Origin of the sequence: uncultured Litoreibacter sp. (genome assembly GCF_947501785.1) — a bacterium.
GTDB lineage: Bacteria > Pseudomonadota > Alphaproteobacteria > Rhodobacterales > Rhodobacteraceae > Litoreibacter.
Map to the genome: position 1 here is coordinate 2496505 of NZ_CANMXB010000001.1, position 23245 is coordinate 2519749.

At 59.0% G+C, this 23245-nt stretch carries 26 protein-coding genes; 13 read left to right on the top strand and 13 right to left on the bottom strand.

Translation table 11 applies throughout. The features are described from left to right. Window positions 1-177: 177 nt before the first annotated feature. The 5 genes from Q0899_RS12500 to Q0899_RS12520 all read left to right on the top strand — a co-directional run bounded on the left by Q0899_RS12500 (window position 178) and on the right by Q0899_RS12520 (window position 3244). A complete protein-coding gene (locus Q0899_RS12500; RefSeq protein ID WP_298295919.1) occupies window positions 178-714 on the top strand; it encodes a sigma-70 family RNA polymerase sigma factor in 537 nt (178 codons plus the stop codon). Between the two features lie 7 nt (window positions 715-721). Beyond that, the gene (locus tag Q0899_RS12505) at window positions 722-1363 is read left to right on the top strand and encodes a ChrR family anti-sigma-E factor (protein ID WP_298294389.1); all 642 of its coding nucleotides are present in this window, start codon (window positions 722-724) and stop codon (window positions 1361-1363) included. 105 nt (window positions 1364-1468) lie between these two features. Further along, window positions 1469-2107 carry a sulfotransferase family protein gene (locus Q0899_RS12510; protein WP_299193165.1) on the top strand — a complete coding sequence of 213 codons (639 nt, stop codon included), beginning with the start codon at window positions 1469-1471 and terminating at the stop codon, window positions 2105-2107. A 1-nt stretch (window position 2108) separates the two neighbouring features. After that, window positions 2109-2909, top strand: a complete 801-nt coding sequence (locus Q0899_RS12515) for an HD domain-containing protein (RefSeq protein WP_299193167.1) — start codon at window positions 2109-2111, stop codon at window positions 2907-2909. Between the two features lie 155 nt (window positions 2910-3064). Next, entirely contained in the window at window positions 3065-3244 is a 180-nt protein-coding gene (locus tag Q0899_RS12520) for a hypothetical protein (RefSeq protein WP_298294398.1), read from the top strand. Window positions 3245-3443: 199 nt separating this feature from the next. On the opposite strand, the gene rmuC is transcribed toward Q0899_RS12520, so the two are convergent. The 9 genes from rmuC to Q0899_RS12565 form a co-directional block, all read right to left on the bottom strand. After that, complete coding sequence (rmuC, locus tag Q0899_RS12525) at window positions 3444-4670, bottom strand: DNA recombination protein RmuC (RefSeq protein ID WP_298294401.1); 1227 nt, start codon at window positions 4668-4670, stop codon at window positions 3444-3446. Further along, window positions 4667-6502, bottom strand: coding sequence for a DNA mismatch repair endonuclease MutL (gene mutL / locus Q0899_RS12530; RefSeq protein WP_299193170.1), 1836 nt, complete (start codon window positions 6500-6502; stop codon window positions 4667-4669). The genes rmuC and mutL overlap by 4 nt, the downstream gene beginning before the upstream one ends. A gap of 45 nt (window positions 6503-6547) precedes the next feature. Next, the gene (locus Q0899_RS12535; protein WP_299193172.1) at window positions 6548-7858 is read right to left on the bottom strand and encodes a pitrilysin family protein; all 1311 of its coding nucleotides are present in this window, start codon (window positions 7856-7858) and stop codon (window positions 6548-6550) included. Continuing rightward, window positions 7855-9192: a pitrilysin family protein gene (locus tag Q0899_RS12540; RefSeq protein ID WP_299193174.1), complete on the bottom strand. Its 1338-nt coding sequence runs from the start codon at window positions 9190-9192 to the stop codon at window positions 7855-7857. Before Q0899_RS12540 ends, Q0899_RS12535 begins: the two co-directional genes overlap by 4 nt. A gap of 99 nt (window positions 9193-9291) precedes the next feature. Further along, entirely contained in the window at window positions 9292-9816 is a 525-nt protein-coding gene (locus Q0899_RS12545) for a DUF3035 domain-containing protein (protein ID WP_298294408.1), read from the bottom strand. A gap of 67 nt (window positions 9817-9883) precedes the next feature. Next, entirely contained in the window at window positions 9884-10363 is a 480-nt protein-coding gene (locus tag Q0899_RS12550; RefSeq protein WP_299193176.1) for a signal peptidase II, read from the bottom strand. Continuing rightward, entirely contained in the window at window positions 10363-11949 is a 1587-nt protein-coding gene (purH, locus tag Q0899_RS12555; RefSeq protein WP_299193178.1) for a bifunctional phosphoribosylaminoimidazolecarboxamide formyltransferase/IMP cyclohydrolase, read from the bottom strand. The genes Q0899_RS12550 and purH overlap by 1 nt, the downstream gene beginning before the upstream one ends. Window positions 11950-11973: 24 nt before the next feature. After that, entirely contained in the window at window positions 11974-13725 is a 1752-nt protein-coding gene (locus Q0899_RS12560) for a heparinase II/III family protein (protein WP_299193180.1), read from the bottom strand. A gap of 67 nt (window positions 13726-13792) precedes the next feature. Beyond that, complete coding sequence (locus Q0899_RS12565; protein ID WP_299193182.1) at window positions 13793-15103, bottom strand: transcription antitermination factor NusB; 1311 nt, start codon at window positions 15101-15103, stop codon at window positions 13793-13795. 38 nt (window positions 15104-15141) lie between these two features. Between Q0899_RS12565 and Q0899_RS12570 the strand changes: the two genes are divergently transcribed. Beyond that, window positions 15142-15321, top strand: a complete 180-nt coding sequence (locus Q0899_RS12570; RefSeq protein ID WP_298294426.1) for a DUF1674 domain-containing protein — start codon at window positions 15142-15144, stop codon at window positions 15319-15321. 4 nt (window positions 15322-15325) lie between these two features. On the opposite strand, the gene Q0899_RS12575 is transcribed toward Q0899_RS12570, so the two are convergent. Together Q0899_RS12575 and dapB are read right to left on the bottom strand one after the other, a co-directional pair. Beyond that, on the bottom strand, window positions 15326-15691 hold the full coding sequence (locus Q0899_RS12575) for a dihydrodipicolinate reductase (protein ID WP_299193184.1): 366 nt from the start codon (window positions 15689-15691) through the stop codon (window positions 15326-15328). Between the two features lie 75 nt (window positions 15692-15766). Then, window positions 15767-16576, bottom strand: a complete 810-nt coding sequence (gene dapB, locus Q0899_RS12580) for a 4-hydroxy-tetrahydrodipicolinate reductase (protein ID WP_298360785.1) — start codon at window positions 16574-16576, stop codon at window positions 15767-15769. A 77-nt stretch (window positions 16577-16653) separates the two neighbouring features. Between dapB and rbfA the strand changes: the two genes are divergently transcribed. The 5 genes from rbfA to Q0899_RS12605 all read left to right on the top strand — a co-directional run bounded on the left by rbfA (window position 16654) and on the right by Q0899_RS12605 (window position 19997). Then, window positions 16654-17064 carry a 30S ribosome-binding factor RbfA gene (rbfA, locus tag Q0899_RS12585; RefSeq protein WP_298294435.1) on the top strand — a complete coding sequence of 137 codons (411 nt, stop codon included), beginning with the start codon at window positions 16654-16656 and terminating at the stop codon, window positions 17062-17064. After that, window positions 17054-17785: a phosphodiester glycosidase family protein gene (locus tag Q0899_RS12590; protein ID WP_299193187.1), complete on the top strand. Its 732-nt coding sequence runs from the start codon at window positions 17054-17056 to the stop codon at window positions 17783-17785. Before rbfA ends, Q0899_RS12590 begins: the two co-directional genes overlap by 11 nt. 58 nt (window positions 17786-17843) lie before the next feature. Next, window positions 17844-18749: a tRNA pseudouridine(55) synthase TruB gene (gene truB / locus Q0899_RS12595; protein ID WP_299193189.1), complete on the top strand. Its 906-nt coding sequence runs from the start codon at window positions 17844-17846 to the stop codon at window positions 18747-18749. A gap of 216 nt (window positions 18750-18965) precedes the next feature. Further along, on the top strand, window positions 18966-19445 hold the full coding sequence (locus tag Q0899_RS12600; RefSeq protein WP_298360791.1) for a hypothetical protein: 480 nt from the start codon (window positions 18966-18968) through the stop codon (window positions 19443-19445). Between the two features lie 39 nt (window positions 19446-19484). Continuing rightward, on the top strand, window positions 19485-19997 hold the full coding sequence (locus Q0899_RS12605) for a DUF1643 domain-containing protein (RefSeq protein ID WP_299193191.1): 513 nt from the start codon (window positions 19485-19487) through the stop codon (window positions 19995-19997). Window positions 19998-20047: 50 nt separating this feature from the next. Here the strand turns inward: Q0899_RS12605 and Q0899_RS12610 are convergent, their stop codons facing one another. Beyond that, window positions 20048-21220 (bottom strand): calcium-binding protein, encoded by a 1173-nt coding sequence (locus Q0899_RS12610; protein WP_299193193.1) that lies wholly within the window; start codon window positions 21218-21220, stop codon window positions 20048-20050. Between the two features lie 349 nt (window positions 21221-21569). Between Q0899_RS12610 and rpsO the strand changes: the two genes are divergently transcribed. Both rpsO and Q0899_RS12620 read left to right on the top strand, forming a co-directional pair. Further along, window positions 21570-21839 (top strand): 30S ribosomal protein S15, encoded by a 270-nt coding sequence (gene rpsO / locus Q0899_RS12615; RefSeq protein WP_298294452.1) that lies wholly within the window; start codon window positions 21570-21572, stop codon window positions 21837-21839. A gap of 563 nt (window positions 21840-22402) precedes the next feature. Further along, window positions 22403-22741, top strand: a complete 339-nt coding sequence (locus Q0899_RS12620; RefSeq protein ID WP_298294455.1) for a hypothetical protein — start codon at window positions 22403-22405, stop codon at window positions 22739-22741. A 236-nt stretch (window positions 22742-22977) separates the two neighbouring features. Here Q0899_RS12620 and Q0899_RS12625 read toward each other — a convergent pair whose 3' ends face one another. Then, window positions 22978-23235 (bottom strand): hypothetical protein, encoded by a 258-nt coding sequence (locus tag Q0899_RS12625; RefSeq protein ID WP_298294458.1) that lies wholly within the window; start codon window positions 23233-23235, stop codon window positions 22978-22980. Window positions 23236-23245 lie beyond the last annotated feature (10 nt).

The window sequence follows — 23245 nt, forward strand, 5'->3', positions numbered from 1 at the left end:
TAGCCCTCAGGTGGATTAAAAGGAAATTGTGATCCAGACACGTGTTCGGCCCGTAATAGTTTCATGTTGAGCGAAGTTGACACGATAGAGCGCCCCGACACCTTGCCCCCGGCGGCAGGATATGCTGCGTCGGTGGAGAAGAAGACGAAGGCGAAACGTAGATATGTATCGGCCAACATGACCGAAGAGACACGATGGATCGACTGCATGGCCCGTATCCGCGCCTCCCAGGACCGGGAGGCGTTTGGCGAGCTGTTCAGTCATTTTGGACCTAGGGTGAAGGCGTTTTTGATGAAATCCGGTTCGAACATGACAATGGCGGAAGAATGCACGCAGGACGTGATGGTCACGCTGTGGCGCAAGGCGCATATGTTCGACCCCTCCCGGGCCTCGGTGTCCACTTGGATTTTCACCATCGCACGGAACCGCCGGATCGACCTGATCCGCAAAGAACGCCGGCCGGAGCCGGACGAATTGACATGGGGGCCTGAACCCGAGCCCGAACAGGCCGACGCTTTGGGACTGCAACAAGAAAGCGCGCAACTTCGCGACGCGCTCGCAACCCTGCCGGAGAAGCAACGCACGCTGATCCAGCAAGCCTATTTTGGCGATCTCACCCACAGCGAGATTGCCGCGAACACTGGTCTGCCGCTCGGCACGATCAAATCCCGAATTAGACTGGCGCTGGAACGCTTGCGCCACGCAATGAAGTGAACATGTTATGACAGATGTAAAACACCACCTGACTGACGAGCTGTTGATGGCCTATGCCGCCGGTACTTTGGCCGAGGCGTTCAATCTGGTTGTCGCCACCCACATCACGCTGTGCGACGAATGCCGCGCGCGCCTCGGCGCGTTCGAGGCCGTCGGCGGCGCGCTCCTTGAAGATGCCGACGAGGTTGAAGTGAGCGCCGATATGGAAGCGATCTTTGCCAAAATCGCGGCAACAAACAGCGAAATCCAAGTCACCCCGGCGTCGACTGGCGTATTTCCCTCAGCCCTGCAGGATTACGTCGGAGGCGACCTGGATGCCGTCAAATGGCGCCCCGTGGGCATGGGTGTGAAGCAGGCCATTCTGAAAACCTCCAAGACCGCCTCTGTCCGGCTGTTGCGGATCCCCGCGGGGGCCGCGATGCCGGATCACGGTCACAACGGCACCGAACTCACACTGGTGCTGAAAGGTGCCTTCAAGGATGAACACGACCGCTTTGCCCGGGGCGACATCGAAATCGCGACCGAGGCAGATCACCACACGCCCATCGCCGAGGCCGGAGAGGACTGCATCTGCCTCTCCGCCACTGACGCGCCGCTGAAGTTCCGTGGTCTGCTCCCCCGCATCGCGCAACGCTTCGCCCGGATTTAGGGCAGCTATACCTAGTTTGACGTCCCCCTCCCCGCCTGCCCGCTAAGCGGGCTTGCCAATGCGGGGCCGCTGCGTTGAGATATGCGCAGCAACAGGGGGATTTGCATGACACTTGAGGTTATCGGCGCGGGCATGGGCCGCACGGGCACAGAATCGCTGCGCCTCGCGCTGCAAATCCTCGACTTGGGCCCGTGCCACCACATGGTTGAACTGCGCGCCGACGCGGCGCTGGTCCCACCCTGGCTCACCGCCATACAATCCGGCGCCACCCCCGACTTCGACACCGCGCTCGAAGGCTTCACATCCCAGCTTGACTGGCCGGGGGCCTATTACTGGCGCGAACTTGCAGACTGGGCGCCAAACGCCAAAGTCATCCTGACCACGCGTGGCTTTGACGGCTGGTACGCCTCCATGCAGCAAACCATCCTGCCATTCGTGGCCCTCAAGGGCCGCCACCATCCGCCGCATCGCAATGATATCGCGGAATTTGTCGATCTCATGCTCACCAAGCAATTCGGTGGCAAGCTGGACGACCCTGCCCATGCCAAGGCGGTGTTCGAAGCCCATATCGAAACCGTCAAAGCCACCATCCCCAACGACCACCTGCTGGTGCTGCCGGTTGGCGCAGGCTGGCGGCCGCTCTGCGATTTCTTCGGCCTGCCTGTCCCCGACGCGGACTACCCGTCCGGCAACACCACCAAGGATTTTCAGGACCGCATCGCCGCCAATCTGAGGGAGGACTGACATGCACCGCGATGACCTGCTGCAAAAGGCCCGCGACCTCGCGCGGTCCCGTGTCACCGACAAGATGGATCTCGACGAAAAGGTGGACATTCTCGAACACACCATGGCGGAACTGCTCGACATCCAGGTGATGAAACCCTTCGTGGGTCGGGTCGGTACCACCGTCGCAGGTGGCATGGAACGCGCGTCCGGCCGCTGGCTGATGGGCGACGATCCACGGCTGGAACCGATGCCCGAAAGGCCGACCCTTGCCGACTTTTTCCGCCACCGGTTCCTCAAAGACAAGGTCGGCGGCAACCACCTGTTGCAAAGTGCGCATCTGGCCCGCACCAAAGGCTGCTCTGACAACGTCGTGCTGGCCTGCCTGTTGCATGACATCTCGGTCGTGGGGTTGATCCGTAACGACCACGGCCATTGGGCCGCGCAAATGGTCGAACCCTACGTGGAGCCAGAGGTCGCATGGGCCATCAAGCACCACCAATCCCTGCGCTTCCGTGCTGACCCCGATTATGACTACGACTACCCCGCCTTCTACACCGAGGTTTTCGGCGAGGAATACGACCCGCCTGCCTACGTCAAAGAAGAATGGGCGTATTGCCAGTCCCACAAATGGTTCGACACCGCCATGCAGGTCGTCGTCAACGATCTCTACGCGTTCGACCCCAACGTGACGCTCGACATTGACGATTTTGCAGATGTCATCGCCCGCGCATTTGACCAACCTTCCGAAGGGTTGGGCTTTGACAAAAGCCCTGTCGCCCATATGTGGCGCACGCTGATCTGGCCAAACAACTTTCTTTAGGGTGGCGGTCTTCCCTGTGGTGGTCCAATCGGAGCACCTGCCCCATTTCCGCCATAATTTGGGTAAGGAATCAGATACTTGCCGGAAACAGGGGATGCATTAACTTTGGGTTAACAGATCAGGGTGGGGGCCTCATCGATTGCAAGGTTACTGCCATGACCCTGAAACAAAAAGCCCGCTACAACCGCCTCCAAGCACTTAGCTCCACTCACAAGCCCCGCTCCTCTGCTGTCAAAGGGCGTGTCACCAGATTGGCGACGCGTCTGGATCAAACCGCTGATCAGATTAGTCTGCAAAACAGCGTGTCCATGCACACCATGTTCATGGCCGCGTGATGCCGTTGATCATTTGGGATATGCAACGCGGTCTTCAGGACATGTGGGCAAAGGCCCGCGCTCCCAAGACCTGGGAATCGACAATCGGCACGACGCCTCGCCGCCAAGACTGATGTTGGCTCAAAATCGACAATGTGGGAAACAGCGATTTAGCTGATCCTCTGCGCACGAGGCGACACCTGAATTTGGGCAATCCGGCCTAGTCGCCCGCTTTGCCCAGTGGCACCACATTGGTGTCCGCATCCGGGGCCAGCTCTTCGAAATCGAAGTTATCCAACCGATCCGCTCGTTTTCCGGCCCGCGTGGCCGCCGTGATGACCCCCGCCACATCATCGCCTGCCTGCCTCAGATGGGTCTCCAGTTTTCCGGCCTTCTCGCCGATAATTTCCACATCCCGGTGCAGGTGCTTCAATGCCTTCCGGATCTCCCCCGCCTGCTCCCGCATCCGGGCGTCCTTCAGGATCGCCCGCATCGTGTTCAGTGTGGCCATGCAGGTCGTCGGTGACACGATCCAGACCCGCGCCGCAAACCCTTCTCGGATGATGTTGGGCAACTTGGCGTGAAGCTCCGCATAAACCGCTTCTGACGGCAAAAACATGAGCGCCCCGTCGGCCGTCTCGCCTTCAATAAGGTAGCTCTCCGAAATCTTCTTGATGTGCACCCGCACTGCCTGCCCCAAAGCCGTCAGTGCCCGCGCCTGATCCTCTTTCGTCTCCGCAGCGACAAGCGCCTCGTAGGCCTCAAGCGGAAACTTCGCGTCGATCACGATTGGGCCCGGCGGGTTTGGCAGGTGGATCAGACAATCCGCCCGCTTCCCGTTCGACAGTGTCGCTTGAAACGCGTAGCTGTCCGCCGGCAATGCCTTGGACACGATGTCGTTCAGCTGGATTTCTCCAAACGCCCCACGTGTCTGTTTGTTGGACAGAATATCCTGCAACGACAACACGTCGCCTGACAGCTTCTCGATATTGGTCTGAGCCTTATCAATTGTCGCAAGGCGTTCTTGCAGCTGGGTCAGCGATTTCGTGGTTTTCTCGGACGAGCCATGTAGCGTGTCGTTCATCCGTTCCTGCAGGTCAGACATTGAACGCGCGGTTTTGATGGCGTTGTCATGCAATCGCTCCGCCATTTTCTGCTGAACATCCGCCAGGCGAACTTCCATCGTTTGCATCGTCATGGTTTGCGACTTCGCAACGGAATCGAGCCCACCCGAAAGCTGAGCCTGGCCTTGGCTGAGGCCCTGAACAACTTGGGTCAACTGGTTGACCTGCCCCATAAGTGGTTCTGCCGCCCGGGCAGAGCGCCCAGATGCACGCAGCGCCAAGATGAGCAACACAACGATCAGAAGAACGATTGCAGCTCCGGTAAGGGTCGCAATGACCAGCGGATCGCTCAGCGAATAGCTATTTTCACCGATCTGGATCATGTGCGCCCAAACAACTTCTCGATGTCGGCCAGCTTCAATTCAACGTAAGTAGGTCGCCCGTGATTGCATTGGCCGCTATGAGGGGTCGCCTCCATCTCTCTCAGCAAGGCGTTCATTTCGTCGGCCCGCATGATGCGGCCTGTGCGGATTGATCCATGGCAGGCAACCCGGCTCAAGACGGCCTCGATCTTATCGGCCAGTTTCTGGGTCTGCCCGAGATCATCGATCTCATCCAGAATGTCGCGCAATAACGCTTCAGCGTTAATGACACCCAATATCGCCGGGGTTTCGCGCACCGCGACGGCACCTTGGCCGAAGGGCTCGATCACCAGCCCAAAGGAGGCCAGTGCGTCTACATGTCCCAGCAGCCTTGCAGCATCCCCTTCGGACAGCTCCACGATCTCGGGGATCAGCAAAGCCTGCTTCGCGACGCCGTTTTCCGACATCTGGCGTTTCAGCTTTTCATACACCAACCGCTCGTGGGCGGCGTGCCCGTCCACGATGACCATCCCATCCGTGGTTTGCGCAATGATGTAGTTTTCGTGAACCTGCGCACGCGCAGCGCCCAACGGAGTATCTTGCGGGTTCTCCTCCAAAACCTCTTCGACGCGTCCGCTTGCGGGGGCGAACTCCGGGGCGGCTTCCGCGAACCCCGGCGATTGTGCTTGGTAAGAGGCCCTCAGCGCCTGCTGTGAAGGGCGGTCCATTTGGTAGATGCGCCCTTGAGGTTCAGGTCGAAATGCGCCGAGTGTCGCATCCGCTACCGTCGTGGAGGCGCGATGCCCTGCCTCGGCAAGTGCGTGCTTTAAGGCTGATACGATCAGGCCGCGTGCGACCCCCGGGTCCCTAAACCTGACCTCTGACTTGGCTGGATGGACATTCACATCGACTTTTTGCGGGTCGCATTCGAGAAATAGTGCGACCGCGGGATGACGGTCCCGCGACAGGAAGTCCGAATAGGCCCCGCGCAACGCGCCAACAAGCAGCTTGTCACGAACCGGCCTGCCGTTCACGAACAGATACTGGGCAATTGCTGATCCGCGCGAGTAGGTGGGCAATGCCGCAAAACCGGTCAGGGTGATGCCTTCCCGTTCCGCATCAATCTGCAAGGCATTTTCGGCGAACTCACTTCCCAAGATTTGGCGTAACCGGCCGCCGAGCGCATCGAACATGTCGCCGGTTTGCGGGTCCGCCCTGAAAGTGACGCGCCCTTGGTCGCCACCGGACAGGTCGCGAATGGTAAAGCCAACGTAAGGCTCCGCCATGGCGAGCCTTTTGACGACATCGCTGATCGCCTGCATCTCAGACCGGTCGGTGCGCAGGAACTTCAGCCGCGCCGGTGTCGCATAAAACAAGTCGCGCAATTCGACGACGGTGCCGGCATTAAGCGCCGCAGGACGCGCAGCGTCATGTGCACCCCCGCTCACTGAAATTTGGAATGCTGTGTCGGCTCCTCGCGCGCGGGAGGTGATGGTCAACCGCCCGACCGCCCCCAAAGACGGCAACGCCTCCCCTCGGAAGCCGAATGTATGGATATTCAGAAGGTCCGATCCATCAATTTTCGAGGTGGCGTGGCGCGACAGCGCCAACGGAAGATCCGCTTCCGAAATCCCGTGGCCATCATCGGTGACACGCACCAGCGTCTTGCCGCCGTCCTGCACCGCCAGCTCGATGCGGGATGCCCCGGCATCTAGCGCGTTCTCGATCAACTCCTTCACGGCAGAGGCCGGGCGCTCCACAACCTCGCCAGCCGCGATGCGGTTTACGGCGACATCGTCTAACTGCCTGATTTTAGGCGGTCCTGGGCTTATGTTGCGGTCAGGGGCGTTCATACCCCTAGGTGTAGCATGTCCATCGCCGATTCGGCTATGCAGGACCTAGTTGGTGCTTTCGAAACCTTCCGGCTGGCCAACAACCACAAATTGCAACGCATCCGGCTTCAGCAACCGCGCTGCGACCCGCTTGATGTCGTCCAATGTAACCGCGTTGACCTTGTCATTGCGCGTGTTGACATAATCGATGGGCAAGTCGTCCATTTGCATTCCGACAAGGATGCCGGCGATAGTCGAATTGCCGTCAAACCGCAGAGGATAAGCACCAGTCAGGTATTTCTTGGCGTCGGCCAATTCTTCTTCTGTCACACCGTCAGCGGCCATTTTGGCCCATTCGTCCCGAATGACGTCGATTGCCTCGGCGATCCGATCGTTTGACGAGGCGACCTGCCCCATTATCAGATAGCCGTGATCCTTTGGAACGAGGAAGCTGGAAACGCCATATGTCAGGCCACGTTTCTCGCGCACTTCTTCCATTAGACGGGAGCCGAAACCACCTGCGCCAAGCACCTGATTCATGACATAAGCGGGAAAAAAGTCCGGGTCGTGGCGGTCTATGCCCTCATGCCCAAAAATTGCGGTCGATTGCGGAACGTCAAAGGGCACCACAGTCTGCGCGCCCGTCAGACCAATCTCCGCCTTCTGCGGCAATGGCGCACCCGTCGCCGGCAGGTCGCCTAGCAGGTCATCAAGCACAACACCAAGCTGTTCCGCGGTGATGTCGCCAACCGCTCCGACGAACAGCCGGTCGCGGGCAAACACGTCCTGATGTGCGGCGACAATGTCGTCGCGTGTCAGGGCGTTCAGGCTCTCGATCGTCCCTTCCTTGGGCGAGCCATAGGGGTGGTCCCCGAATGCCTGTTTGGTGAAAGCGCGCCGCGCAATGGCTGACGGGTCTTTTTCGTCCGACTTGATGATCGACACCACCTGACCACGCACCCTGTCGATGGAGGGCTGGTCAAAGCGGGGCTCAACGACCGCACTACGCAACAATGCAAGCGCTTCAGGCTGGTTCTCGGTGAGGAATTGCGCAGAAATGGTAAAGGAATCGTCATAGACATCGAAATCGTAACTTGCCGCAAGCGCTTCTCGGGCCGCTGCGAAAGTCGTCGAATCCAGCTCCCCGGTCCCTTCTTCGATCAGTCCGGCCATAAGGTGTATCGCCCCGCGCTTGCCGTCGCGATCCAGCGATGCGCCCCCTTTGAATCGAATTTCAAGAGCTGTGAACGGGATCGAATGTTCTTCAACCAACCACGCCTTGATGCCACCGGGCGAGGTCACTTCCTGAATTTCAATCGCCCGAGCGGGAAGTGATATGGTAAGAACAGCCAGTGCGGCCAGCAGAAAACGGATCATTGGGTCACCTCAGCAGATGGTTTTTGGTACCAGCCCGTGACCGCATTCTTACGGCTAAAGACCGATTTCGCGGCGGCAATAATGTCTTCTTCGGTCACAGCTTCTAGAATGCTTGGCCAGGCTTGCACGTCCTCAACTGTGAGGCCGGAGGTCAAAGCGGCACCGTACCGCCGCGCCAGACCGCCAACATTGTCATTCTCATAAATCGCGGATGCGCGGATTTGGGTTTTCACCCGCTCCAATTGAGCCGCGTCAACGCCGTCCTCGATAAACTGTGCGATGACGGCGTCTAGTTCGGCCTCTGCCTGCTCAAGGCTAAGCTCTGGTGTCGGGACGATCAGAACACCGAAGTTGGTATCGTCGTAATTCATGCCAGAATAGAAGGCGGAGGTGTAAACGGCCTTTCGTTCTCCCAGCTCCAAGGCCCGCCCGAAGACGGAGGTTGCGGAACTGCCACCCAGGATGTCAGCCAATATGGTCAGCGCCGCCGCTTCCTTTTGATCACCGGCGTCGCGTTCTGGCGCAAGGTAGGTGCGGATCACATAGGGCTGCGCGACACGCGCATCTTCGAACATAACGCGGCGCTCAGCCAATTGGGGCGGCTCCTGCGGTCGCTCACGGTCGGGCAAGCCAACGGTTGGTTCAAGCGGGCCGTAATGTTTCTTTGCAAGCGCTTCGACTTCGGCGGGGTCGACGTCCCCGGCAACCACCAAAACAGCGGCGTTCGGGGCGTAGAATGTCCGATAGAATTCAAGCGCGTCTTCGCGGTCCAGCTGTTCCATTTCATGACGCCACCCAATGATTGGAATGCCGTAAGGATGATTCATGTATTGGGCGGACCGTCTTTGCTCGCTGAAAAGCGAACCTGGTTCGCTGTCGGTGCGTTGGTTGCGTTCTTCCAATATGACGTCGCGTTCGGTCAGGATGTCTTCCTCGGTCAAACGGATATTGCGCATCCGATTCGATTCCATCTCCATCATCAGACCCAGACGGTCTGCCGCCACCCGCTGAAAGTAGGCGGTATAGTCCCAGGACGTGAAGGCATTGTCGGAACCGCCATTTGCCTCAACAATTGCGGAGAATTCTCCGGCCTCCAACTTGTCGGTGGCCTTGAACAGCAGGTGTTCTAGGAAATGCGCAATGCCAGAGACCCCCGGCTTTTCGTCGGCGGCACCGGCCTTGTACCAAAGCATATGAACAACGACAGGCGCGCGGTGATCTTCGATCACGACCGCTTCCATACCGTTATCCAGCGTGAATGTGGTGACATTCTCAGCCGCCGCAGCGGGGAGTGTGACAAGGGAAGCCAAGGCAAACAGGGTCAGGCGCAGCATGATCGTCCTTCTCAAATGAAATCTAAAAATAAGTATGGAGCAGTCGGCAAATCTTTCAACCACACCAACGCCGTTGTGACCGGGACGTCAACGCGTCGCCTATTCAGGTTCTTCATACCCTTCCGGAGGCGCAGACACCGTGCGAACACCCAGACGACGCAAGCGTTCCAGTTCGCCATATTGGTCCAGAGACTGCTTGCGATAGGCCTTGAAGTAGACATTTACGTTGAAAACCCGCTCCAAAAGTCGCCCGTCATTCTTTTTGCGGAACTCAAGGTCTTCTTTTGCAAGTTGTCCGCGAATGGATGGCGCCACGCCGTAGCGAGAGGCGTAGTTCACCAGGCCGCCATCTCTGATCCCGCCATTCGGGTTTCCGCCCAGCGCAACGATGGCATCAGCTTCAGGCGTCGCGTCTGTACGGTTTGAACCGCCAGGGGTCGGAGGTGGCAAGGTTGTGTAGTCTTCTGGCTGGACCAAGGGTTTGTTCGGCAAAATCGCGAACTCGTCAGGTCCGTCGCCATTGGCTTTAACGTTGAGAAGTTGCGGGTCTTTGTTCCGGTCACAGGCCGACAACGTCAGGGCTGCTGCCGCTGCGCCAATCAGGATCATCGCCTTGCGTCCCATGCCTCATGCTCCTTTGCCCGTTTACTGGCCTGCTTTTGGCCCTGTTTAGCCCATTCCGACCCGGTCGTCACGTGGTGTTGTTATCACTCTTGTCGTCATTGAAAATGATCAGCGCAAAGGCGCCCGCAAATATCCAGATATCGGCAATGTTGAAGATATAAGGATTGCTGATCCCGCAGCACGACATATTCAAGAAATCAGCCACAGCGCCATACAGCACCCTGTCCAACGCATTGGCAATCGCGCCACCAATGATCAAACCAGCGCCGGCGAAGGTGATGGTTCTTGTCAGGGATCGGTTGGCCCACCATACCAAAAAAGCGGAAATTCCCAATGCAAGCGCGATCAAGATCCATCGCGCAAACTCGGGACTGTTTCCGAAAAGGCCAAAGTTGATCCCGGGGTTCCAACCGAACTTGAAGACCACCAACGGAGGCAACACCTCCAACTCGTCACCAACCTGCATCTGCAGTCCAAACATGACGTAGAGCTTGGACAGCTGATCCGTAACGAAGGCAAACAGGGCCGAGAGCGCTAAAACCCGCATCAGTGCCTAAAGTGCCGCATGCCAGTGAAGACCATGGCGAGACCCAACTCATCGGCTGCCGCAATCACCTCGTCATCACGCATCGAGCCGCCTGGTTGGATCAACGCCGTGGCACCGGCCTCCGCCGCTGTGATCAACCCATCCGCGAAGGGGAAAAACGCATCCGAGGAGACGACAGACCCGATGGTCGGGCTTTCGCTCAATCCCATAACGTCAGCCATATCTTGCGCCTTGCGCGCCGCGATACGGGTTGAATCAACCCGGCTCATCTGACCCGCCCCCACACCAACAGTCGCCCCGTTCTTGGCGTAGACAATGGCGTTGGATTTCACGTGTTTGGCAACAGTCCAGGCAAACAGCATATCCGCGACTTCCTGATCAGTTGGCGCCCGCTTGGTCACCACTTTCAGGTCGGATGCGCCGATATGGCCGACATCCTTGTCCTGCACCAACATGCCGCCCGACACCTGCCGATAGGTCAGGCCGCCAACTGACACGTTCGGCAAGCCATCCGTGGTCAGCAATCGCAGGTTCTTCTTCTTGGCGAATATGCTCAACGCATCCGCATCTGCACCGGGCGCAATCACAACCTCGGTGAATATCCCGCTGATAGCCTCTGCAGTTTGCCCATCCAACGGCTGGTTCACTGCGATGATGCCGCCAAAGGCGGAAGTCTGGTCGCACTGAAACGCCTTCTCATAGGCCTCCGCCACCGTCGCGCCTCGCGCCACGCCGCAGGGGTTGGCATGTTTGATGATCGCGACTGCCGGACCGTCCTTGGGATCAAATTCCGAGACCAATTCAAACGCAGCATCGGTGTCATTAATGTTGTTGTAAGACAACTCTTTGCCCTGATGCTGCGTCGCGGTCGCAACACCGGGACGGGAGGTCCCATCAACGTAGAATGCCGCGCTCTGATGCGGGTTCTCGCCATAGCGCAATGTTTGTGCCAGCGTTCCAGAAACGGCGCGGCGGCGCGGCGTTTCGTCCAACGCATCCGCCATCCAAGCAGAGACAGCGGCGTCATAAGCGGCGGTGCGCGAGTAGGCGGTCAACGCCAGTCGCTGCCGAAATGCGTATGTGGTTTGCCCATCATGCGCGTCCAGCTCGGCCAGCAATGCCGCGTAGTCTTCCACATCGGTCACAACGCTCACGAATTTATGGTTCTTGGACGCCGCCCGGATCATCGCGGGGCCACCAATGTCGATGTTCTCAATGCAAGTATCGTAATCCGCGCCTTTGGCCACGGTTTCCTCAAACGGGTAGAGGTTGACCACCAGCAGATCGATTGGCCCGATACCGTGTTCTTCCATTGCGGCGACATGGCCCTCGTCATCGCGCAATGCCAGCAGGCCGCCATGCACTGCGGGGTGCAGCGTCTTTACGCGACCATCCATCATCTCGGGGAAGCCAGTCACGTCGGCCACATCCGTCACCGCAAGCCCCGCATCGCGCAACGCGCCCGCCGACCCTCCGGTCGAGAGCAACTCAACTCCGCGCTCGGACAGTGCACGGGCAAGGTCCAGAAGGCCGGTTTTGTCAGATACGGAAAGCAGGGCGCGGCGGAGGGGCGCGAGATCGGTCATGGAAATCCTTTGTCAGGTCAGCAGCTATTGATCCAATGCCAGCTGCAGGTCCTGCTCGAAGTCGCGCAGATAGGACGGGGTGTCCTGCGCCTTGGCCAAAACCCAGCTGACCTGCGCCGCATACTCCATCACGCGGGAAGATAAAACGATCTGTTGGCTTGCGCGGGGCTTTAATCGCCCTTTTTCGAGATAAACACTGGGCTCAAGCGCCATATCGGCCGTTCCGCTGGGCCTGAACACCCATATTTCGCCGCTTTTGAGTGCAAGGGATATGGCGCTGCCGCCCATGTCAACGGAGGCGTCAACATCCGGATGCAAATGAAACCGGAGGGAAAATCTCACACCATTCAGAGCAATGCGGTCCATATGATGCTCAAACGTAACGCGGTCGGCGTCCGATAACGCGCCAAGCGTGTCCTGACCCGTCACGACCCTGCCATCCGCACTCAGTTCCAATTTGCGCACATGGGTTAGCCCAAAGTCCTTGAGGTACCCGTCATGGCTGGCCATGATTCGCATTCCAGTAGCATCGGACCCGTGCTGCACGGGTACTTTTGCGGGCACATTGGTTAGCGTTTCACCGTCTGGGCCAGCCGCGAGCTTTGCCGAGGAAACCCCGTCAATCGACACAGTCGAGTGGGACGGCGTTGCGCGACCGGCGCGCCGCCAATCAGGGCCAAATGACTCGCCTGACCCGCAATTGACGATGACCGGCCGCCTTGCCGAGGTCAGCTCAAACGCCAAAGTGCTGGCATGTGCATTCAGCGAAGATTTGCGCTTCGGCGGGGCCGACACATCAGCAACAACGCTTGTCCGGCCGCAACTCAGCCGCGCATAGCCCATCGCCAGCTTGTCCGACGGTCTAGTGACGGCATCCACATTTGCCAGCGCTTGATCCAATCTCCCGTCATCCCCGCGCCCTCCGCCGTGGAATCTAGCCAATCCGCCATCGGTATGGCGCAGAGCCCTCAATGTCGGTGCAATCCGCTCCAACGCGGCCTTGTGACCAGCTTCCGGTGCGTGTCCTGCGTCTTTCAGGGCAAGCTCCGCCCAACAAAGCAATGTGAACACTTCCATCAGCTCTTCAGGGTTACGCGTTGTCAAACCGCCTTCAGCGTCGATTTCAACGTTGCACTCTTGTTCGAGGGCTTTCGCCGTCGGCTCTACGAAATGCTCCACCCCGTTGAGCGAAATACCCGCATAGAGCAATCCAGTCAGCGCCTCGAAGCGCGGCAAGCCCGGGGACGCCATGGACCAACGCCTGCTCAAGAATGCCGTCTGCTGCGCCAGTGACCGGAAGTACTTGTCGTTGTTTTCAACGGATTGGCCATTCATCAGGAAGATAGCGTGGTTGATCCACCTCACGAGCCTGCGGCCCGTCAAGTCTGGCGACCACCCGCCGCCTTTGCCTCGGCCATGCTGCGCAATCCAACGCATCGTCCAGTCCTGCGCCAGCTTGCGCGCCGCGCCGTCCCCGACTGCCGCCAAATCATCGAGCCAGCCAAAGCCCATCAGCTCGTTGGCGAATGTTGCGTCGGGTGCGGGCAGGTCCCAAAGCGCGACGCCGGGTTGCTGGATCAAATGCCCGCCGAACTGAAAATTGCCCGCTATTAACTGTTTGCCTTTGGCAAACGAGCCCATCGAGCGCGGCTCTGGTTGATACACGAAGCCGGTCACTTGGCTGCGCATCCCGCTCAATCGCGCATGCACGCGATCCATGAAGGAGACCCGCTGCCCCATATCCTGAGACAGGGTCTTTTGTGCCCCAATGCCCATATCCAGCAACTTCTTGCTTGTTGTTATTGGCCCCAGTTTAGCCAGCGGGGCGGCTGTTTGTCACCGCTCAGCCGGGTTTGCGCAGCGAAATCATGAAAAAGCCGTCCATTCCGCCACACTCCCCCAAATAGTCGGGTCGCAGCCGGATGCCGCCATTCGGATGCAGCCAGTCCGGGGAAATGCCAAGCGCCTTTGGGTCGGGCGCAATCTCGGTCAGATCGTGCCGTGCCATGGCGGTTTTGGCTTGCCGTTCGCCCTCTTCCGTCAGCAATGAGCAGGTACAATAGACCAACCGGCCACCCGGCTTCAGGGCGATCAAGGCGCGATCAATCATTGCCTCCTGCAAGGCAAACATCTCGTCCAGGTCCTTGCCCCGTTTGGCGAAAGGCAAATCAGGGTGGCGCCGGATGGTGCCGGTCGCCGAACACGGAGCGTCCAACAAGATCGCGTCGTAATACTGCGGCGCCTCCCATTCCATGGCATCCGCCACGACCAATTCGGCCTGCAACCCGGTGCGCATTAGATTCTCTTGCACCGTCGCCATCCGCGCCTTGCTGATATCCAGCGCGGTGACCTGTGCACCTGCCGCGGCCAATTGCATCGTCTTGCCGCCGGGTGCGGCGCAGAAGTCCAACACGGTTTCGTCTACTTGGGGTGCCAACAGCTTCACTGCCAGGGCAGCGCCGGTGTCTTGCACCCACCAGTGCCCTTCCTCATATCCCGGCAAACCTGATACCTGCCCCGCGCGCTCCAACCGAACTGAGCCCGTTGGCAAAACCTTGCCCCCAACCTCGGCGGCTATCGCTTCCGCATGACTGGCGTCTTTCGGCGTGAGGTCCACCGGCGCGCCAGCCAGATGGGCGGCCTCGATCGACTGGACGATCTCTTCGTTGAAGATGTGGACCACGCGGCGGCGCAACCATTTTGGCAATGACGGAACGGGCAGCGTCTCCCAAATCTCAGACCCTTCGGTCGCCACTTTGCGCAACACAGCATTTGCCAACCCCGACATCTTGCGAGACTGACGGCTGCGGCGCATCAATGACACGCTGCTGTCGACCACGCCATGCGGGGCCTCGCCCTCGACAATAAGTTCCACTACTGCAAGACGCAGAACGTTTAACGCGGCAACGGGTGGCAGCCTATCGACATACTGGGAAATCAGCGCGTCCGCCCGCCCGACATTGCGCAGGGTCGTTAATGCCAGACGCTGCGCGCGCGCCTTGTCAGCCGGTGCCAGCCCAGAGAGCGGGCCAATACCGCGCAGCAGATCGGATAGCTGTTCCTGATCCTCGATCACACCGCTCAGCAGCCCCAGCGCACCTTCGCGCGCAGCAAAGCCGCCTTTGTCAGATTTTGAACGCGGTTGATCCGTCATGCCTTGTCTCCTTCAGCTTGCGCCGTATATCAGGAGCTATGAGCAAAGAGCCAGATAAAGACTTGCCTCCCGCCGCGAAACGCGCCCTTGCCGAGGCAGAAGCCCGACGCAAAGCTGCGAAGGCGCTGGACCTGCCCACCGAGCTAGGCGGCAGGGACGGTCCGGAACCCGTGCGCTACGGGGATTGGGAAAAGAAGGGGATAGCGGTCGACTTTTGACCGGTTACCGCAGTGTCAGGTCGGCATATTGCCCGGTGCCTTTGTCAGACGTAAATCTGATCTTGTTGCCATGAACCTTCACCTCTTGGCAGTTCGGCCCAAGGTCTTTTTTCCCCCAGAATAACGAGCGGCAAAAGTAGCCGTTTTGCCATTTCCACTCGCCCTTCACACCAAATCCGTAGGCCCTGCCCTTGATTTGACCGCCAGGTGTCACGTTCACCGTGATGCCCGTCAGCTTCAGATCCTTGCCGCTGACAATTTCCACAAACTGGTTGCGGGTGGTCACTTTCTCGAATGCGAACGCACCAAAGGGCGCAGAGACAGCGACAACAAATGCGGCAAGCGCATTCAATGAATTGTTGGTTGGCATGACAGATTCTCCAGTGGCGTATCTGGTATACGTGGCGAAATCTGATTCAGTTTCAAATTTCTCTGAAGAAATTTCTCAGATCGCGAGAACGTCCATCATATCGTAGGACCCGGGCCCCTTGTCCTGCCCCCAAAGAGCCGCCCTCAGAGCACCCCGCGCAAAGATTGAACGATCCGTCGCAATATGGCGCAGCACGATACGTTCTCCGGCGGCAGCAAACATGACGTCATGCTCTCCGACAATGTCACCGCCACGGATTGCGGTGAAACCGATATCGCCGCGCTTGCGCGCGCCGGTGATGCCGTCGCGCCCGCTATCACGCACATCTTCCAGCGCCACACCGCGCCCCTCAGCTGCAGCTTCGCCGAACATCAGAGCGGTCCCCGAGGGGGCGTCAACTTTGTGGTGATGGTGCCCTTCAATAATCTCGATGTCGAAATCCTCGTCCAGCGCCTGGGCAACCATCTTTGTCAGTTTCGACAGCAAGTTCACCCCGAGGCTCATGTTGCCGGCACGGATGATCGGCGCATGGCGCGCGGCGGCATCAATCTTGGCAATATGTGATGCGTCGAAACCCGTCGTACCGATGACATGGACCGCGCGCGCTTGGGCCGCCAGCTCGGCATGGGCCACCGAGGAGTCAGGCGAAGTGAAATCAATGATAGCCTGCGCATCTTTCACCACGTCAATGGCATCCGATACGACTGGCACGCCCAAATCGCTACCGCCCATGCAGGCGCCAAGATCGCGGCCGACCCAGTCATGGCCGTCCCGCTCCGTCACGCCAATCAACCGGCACTTGTCGGAGGCCTGCACGGTTTTGATCAGCATCTGCCCCATGCGGCCCGATGCGCCTGTGATGACAATACCTGGCAAATTGGTCATTGCGTGCTCCCGAATAAAAGTTGGACAGGATGTAGGACCCATTGCAAGGCGCAGGCAAGGGGCTTAAGTGGCGACACATGGCAAAGAACAAGAAATTCTCGGGCGGCGGTGCGTCGCAAAGGCAGCTGCGGGTCGGTGAATTGATCCGCCGGACCCTGTCAGAGGTCCTGATCCGCGGTGACGTGCATGACCCCGACCTGAACCGCATGTCGATCACCGTATCGGAGGTGCGTGTGACCCCCGATTTGTCGATCGCGACCGCCTACGTGCTGCCCTTGGGCGGCAAAGGCAAGGACGAGGCGATCGCGTCGCTAGCCGCCAACAAGGGCGAGCTGCGCAGGCTACTGTCCAAGGAGATGACCACCAAGCATACGCCGGATTTGCGGTTTGTTTTGGATGAGACGTTTGATCGGATGGACGAGACCAACCGCCTGCTGAGCGACGAGACGGTGCGCAAGGACGTCTCGGCACCGAGCGATGAAGCCTAGCCTGTTAACTTTTCTTCTGGCCTGGGCGTTCAGCACCGCGCTGCATGCGGACACCTGCCGGCAAGTGGACCACCTGGGCGACCAGTACACCATTTGCACGACCACCGACCCCACCCGCATCGTCCTGGAACTGCTGGACGAGGACGGCACGGTCATTGGCGACTTCGAGGCGCTGGACAGACTGCTTGCGGCCAAGGGGGAAACGCTGTCCTTCGCGATGAATGGCGGCATGTACCATGACGACCGCCGCGCCGTCGGCCTGTTCATCAACGAGCAAGGCCAGCAACAGTCGCTGATGACGCGCGAAGGTCCCGGAAATTTCGGGCTGCTGCCAAACGGGCTGTTCTGTGTGACCGGCAACACGGCCTATATCTTCGAAAGCCGCGCGTTTGAGCGCGACCCAACGGACTGCCGCATCGCGACACAGTCGGGGCCCATGCTGGTTATTGACGGGCAGCTGCACCCAAAGTTCTTGCCCGACAGCCCGTCGAAGAAATGGCGCAATGGTGTGGGCGTCGATGCGGCAGGCGCGGTGCATTTCGCGATCTCGGACAACGCCGTCAGGTTTCACGACTTCGCCACGCTGTTTCGCGATGTGCTGAACGCGCCCAATGCCCTCTTTCTGGATGGCACCATTTCGCGAATGCATGCGCCAAGCCTGGGCCGCTCGGACCGCGGCGCGCGAATGGGACCGATCCTTGGCGTTGTCACAAGGGATTGACCTGACAGGGCACCGCAGATAGCACGCCCGCCTTACCTGCTGAAAAGGATCATCAACCGTGGCACGCCGCAAAAAAGGACGCGATATTTCTGGCTGGCTGGTGGTCGACAAACCGGCGGGCATCAGCTCCAACAATGTGGTGGGCAAGGTTCGGTGGGCATTCAACGCCAACAAGGCGGGCCACGCGGGCACCTTGGACCCGGACGCGACCGGCATTCTGGCCGTGGCGCTGGGAGAGGCCACAAAGACCGTCCCCTACATCACCGAAGCGCTGAAGGCTTACGACTTCACCATCCGTCTGGGAGAGGCCACAAACACCGATGATCAGGAAGGGGAGGTCGTTGCGACCTCGGAACTCCGGCCGTCAGATGACGACATCAAAGTGGCACTGGCGCCATTTCAAGGCGACATCTTTCAAGTGCCGCCAAAATTCTCCGCCGTTAAGGTGGATGGCAAACGCGCCTATGCGCTGTCTCGTGGCGGTGAAGATGTGTCGCTGGAACCACGCCCGCTTTATGTCGACGAACTATCCTTCGTGAACCGGCCGGATGCGGATCATGTGACCTTGCATATGGTGTGCGGCAAGGGGGGCTACGTCCGGTCCATCGCGCGCGATCTGGGGGAGGCCTTGGGATGTCTCGGCCACGTCCGCGAATTGCGCCGCGTCTGGTCCGGCCCGTTCGAGCTGGAAGATGCCGTCACACTGGACAAAATCGACGAGCTGGCCAAAACGCCAGAGCTGGATGCGCTGTTATTGCCCCTGGAAACCGGGTTGGCGGATTTGCCGGAGCTTCCAACCACGCAGGATGCCGCTGCGAAACTGCGCAATGGCAATCCCGGCATGGTGCTGGCTTCTGATGTTGAATACGGAGACGAGGCATGGGCGTCGCTAAGCGGCACCGCCGTTGCCGTAGGCCGCTACAAAGCCGGTGAATTGCACCCTAGCCGCGTTTTCAAGGCATAAATCGCGTACAAGGCCCTCGATTATTACATATTGGTGCATGGACGCACGAATTATAGTGCATCATGTTAGAGAAATTGCCACCAAAAGCGCCAATTGTTACAAAATCGCACATAATTGGCAGCGGCTGATAAGCTCCTCGTGAGGTGGGTATCCCCGCCGCGCACCGCCTGTGTAGAACTGCGTCCAACAAACATATTCATCCAAGGACGCAGACACATGACACGCACCAACATCTGGACCATTCTCACCGCAGGCGCACTTGCGACGCTTGCCTTCGATCTCTTCGGGCAGGGGCTGGCCCCGCTGGCGGGCTTTGCCAAGCTGGCGCCGGTCGGCCTTGCGCAGGCCACCATCAAGACGGTGTTTGGCGCGGCGCCGAAAGGCATTGGCGACATCGTTCATATCGTCAACGGGCTGCTGATCTATTCGTTGGGCTACGTGTTGGTCGCCCGCCCCATTCAACAGAAAATCCTTCCATCGCTGCCGTGGCTCGTCACGGCCGTGGTCTACGGCATCGGCCTGTGGATCTTCGCGCTTTACGGCGTTGCGCATCTGATCGCCGGCAACAAGCCGTTCCTTGGCTGGACCGGCATCACCTGGGTCGCCCTGTGGGGTCATATCCTCTACGCGGTTGTCTTGGCGGCGGTGATTGAACTGAAGCCCCGCACCCAATCGATGGGCACCGCTGCTGCCTGACACTTGCCCCCCGGATCATGGCCTGCCACAACGCGGGCCATGATCACGCGCACCCACCTCAAAGACGATGCGGCCAGCACCGCAAACTATTCCGATTGTGAGCGTTATCGCTACGATCTGACCCGCATCTGGGACGCGTCACAGCGCAAGATTGCCTTCGTCATGCTGAACCCTTCAACGGCGACCGAGGTCCAAAACGACCCAACGGTAGAGCGCTGCGAACGCCGCGCCCGCGCGCTTGGCTACGGGTCTTTCAGGGTCTGCAACATTTTCGCCTGGCGCGACACTGACCCGCGAAAAATGCGCAAAGCGGCGGACCCTGTCGGGCCTTTGAACGACGCCGCAATTGTAGAGGCCTGCGCGTGGGCGGACACCATCGTCTGCGCCTGGGGCACCCATGGGGAGCATCTGGAACGCGGGCCCGCTGTCGGCGCATTGATGCGCGAAACGGGCAAGCCGCTTTATCACCTTGGTCTCAGCAAGGCCGGGCACCCCAAACACCCGCTCTATATCAGCTATTCCCAGCAGCCCGTTCCGTGGACCGAGAGCTGACAAAAAAGGCCCGCTGAACCAGCGGGCCATTCTGTGCGTATGACGGAAGCCTAAGCGACCGGGGGAAGCGGATCCGCCATTGATGGCCCCGGCACTGCCGCCACCAACATAACGTCCACCGCGGTCAATCCGGACGCCCCTGTGATGGAGGTCACGATCTCCCCATCCAGCAGCATATCCTGCCCGGTGGCCGTTGTCGCAAAGGTCACAGCCGGCGGCGTCGTACCGTCCTCATACACAACCTGCAACACGTCCTCAGCCGCGTTATAATCATCAACAACCGAGGTGTTATCCGCAGTCAGCCAGGTCCCCAACGTGAACGTATCCGCACCAGCCCCGCCGGTCGCAACATCCGCATTGCCGATCCAGAGCGTGTCGTCGCCTTCCCCGCCTGACAAGGTATCAGCCTCGTCGAAATCAAACGCGCCGACCAGACCATCCGCGACCCCGTCATCCAGGCCGTGGATGACGTCATCGCCAGCACCGCCGCGCAGGTCATCAGAGCCGCGATCGCCGTTGATGATATCGTTGCCGGCACCGCCTGTGAGCGTATCGTCACCCGTACCGCCGTTCAGAATATCGGCACCGGGCCCGCCCAGAAGCGTGTCATTACCGGCGTCTCCGTTAACCACGTCGTCGTCGTCGCCGCCGTCGACCGTGTCGTTGCCCTCGCCGCCGTTGACGACGTCATTGCCGAAGTTGCCGAAGACCATGTCGTCGCCATTATCCCCGTTAACGATGTCGTCGCCGAGGCCACCCGACACCTGGTCGTTGCTGGTGTCGCCATTCACAATGTCATTGCCCGCGCCGCCGCGCACGATATCCGCCCCGGCACCGCCGGAGACCTCGTCGTCGCCCGCACCGCCATTCACGATGTCGATGTCATTGCCGCCGTTCAAAATGTCGTTGCCGGTACCGCCGTTGATGCGGTCCTCGCCCTGCGCGCCGTTGACGGTGTCGTCGCCCTGACCTCCGTTCAGCACGTCGTTGCCGAGGCCGCCGCGAACGGTGTCGTTGCCTTCGGCGGCGTTCACCGTGTCATTGCCGTCCAGCCCGTTGATCATGTCGCCGACCGTGGTGCCCGTCAGCACGTCGTCGCCGGGGGTGCCGTTGATCTCGTTGCCCTCTACGGGCCCGGATGAGGTGTTGTCGTCGTCATCGTTAAAGGCGTCAATTATGAGCCCGACACCCAGTATGGTAAGTAGCGTATAAAGACCGATCATGGCTGCACATCCCCTAATGCAAAACTCGTTTCGCCTTAATGCTATGTTAACTTTTGCCCCGAGCGCCACAAAAAAACCCGATTTCGCCTCGTTTCCGCCGCATTCCATTTTCGTTGTTTCCCCATTGGAAACAATCGCTTCGCATTGGGGTTGCTGTAGGGCCAGGGGTGACCTCAAAGCGGCAAAGACGGCGCAAGGCTCGCCTAATAGGGGGGAGAAGATTCTTCTTTTCATTTAGGGGTATTCACCCTATACGCCCCCATCCGCACCTCATGTGACGGAGCTCCACGGGCCTTGCTGGACGACATCCCGGCCTGCGCCATAACCCTTAACCTTAAAGGAGACCCCGATGTCGATTACTGCTGAAGAAAAAGCACGCCTGATGAAAGAGTTCGGCACCAAGGAAGGCGATACCGGTTCGCCAGAAGTCCAGGTTGCCATCCTGACATCGCGCATCACCACCCTGACAGAGCACTTCAAAACCCACAAAAAAGACAACCACGGTCGTCGCGGGTTGCTGAAGATGGTGGCACTTCGTCGTAAGCTTCTGGACTACACCAAAGCCAAAGACGAAGAGCGTTATCAGACCCTGATCAAGAAGCTCGGTATTCGTCGTTAAGACGGTCAAAACCCTGTTTTGACCGAGTGCGGTGTAGCGGAAAATTCGCAGAATTTTCGGCGGGCCGGCACTCCCTATCAGTTTAGAGAAGGCCGCATCTCATATCGGGGTGCGGCCTTTTTCTTCACCGGGACGGCGGGGTGAACCCCGCCCTACAGTTAACCTTTGTGCTTGGGGTTTTACCTGACCTCAACATATGTGGCGATTGACACGGCCTTCGCCATTTCTGCCTCAATGCGCGTCTTGCACGGAGTTTTGTACAAAATGGGGCAGTTTTCGAAGCGGCAAAACCCAAATTGTCCCAAAATTATTCGGTTTCATTTCGGTTAATATCGGCCCTTCCGGGGTAATTTTTTGGGGGCGGTTTTGGGGTTAACCTTTTCGACATGGTTCGGGCTTGGCCGAACTATGGGGTGCAAGGTATGAGGTAGGTGTACCATGCGCTTGCAGCGCAGAAACTCCCACCCTACGGTTGCTGAACCGCTTTCGAATACCGTGGAATTGATTGAGGGGATTGGCATTGTGAAGGTACTGGATCGGGTTGTTTAGGCATGAGTCGAAAGGTGCTCTTTCTATCGGCAACGATATATGGCCTGATCGTGCTGGTCATTGCCAATTGGTTCCAGAACGGCATTAGCGGCGTGCCCAAACACTATCATCTAGAATACGTAGCAGAACACTGCAGCCGCATCCCCGCAAAACACGCGGCAAATATCGCCGACCATATAATCTATGATGGCTCCATAGGCGGGGCCGTCATGATTTATGATGTCGTACCCGGCAAAGCCGGACCGGGTGCATTCGTGGTTGGCTATACCAGCCCGATTGATGACTTCTTCTGCTTATGGGGCGTGGGGTGCCCGATTGGGCCGCTATTGGAGAATGGGCGCTGCAACGCGTAGCCGGGCCGATGGCAGACCGTGGGGTGCCGCTGCTTCGGTATTTCTGTGGCGCTTTATAGTGGCCAAGTACATCTTCCAAATATGCGGCGCGCGTCAGTGGCAGAAGCGGCAGCCCGCCGGACGGTCTGCCACTGGCCCGGCGCCTACGGCTTGATTCCGGGCTGGGTGGTGTCAGGCGGGTGAACCATGCGCTTTCAGCGCAGAACCACCCACCCTACGTTTGCTGAGCTATGCGGTCAGAGGCACAGGTAAAGGTTGTAGTTTTGGTAGGTGTTTGGGTCGGACCTAGTTGACGCATATTCCGCCTTCTTGCCCACCTTACCGCATATCCGGCTGGCTTCTTTTGCTGCGGTCTCCCGCTGGTACTCTTTTGAGTCCAGTCCGCCAGTCACAACAGTCACGCTATCTCCATTAAAGTCGGACACAATCGGTTCGGTTACGTCGCAGGCCGAAATTGCTAGTACCGAAATCAAACCGACAAAACACTTCTTCATTGTTAGTATT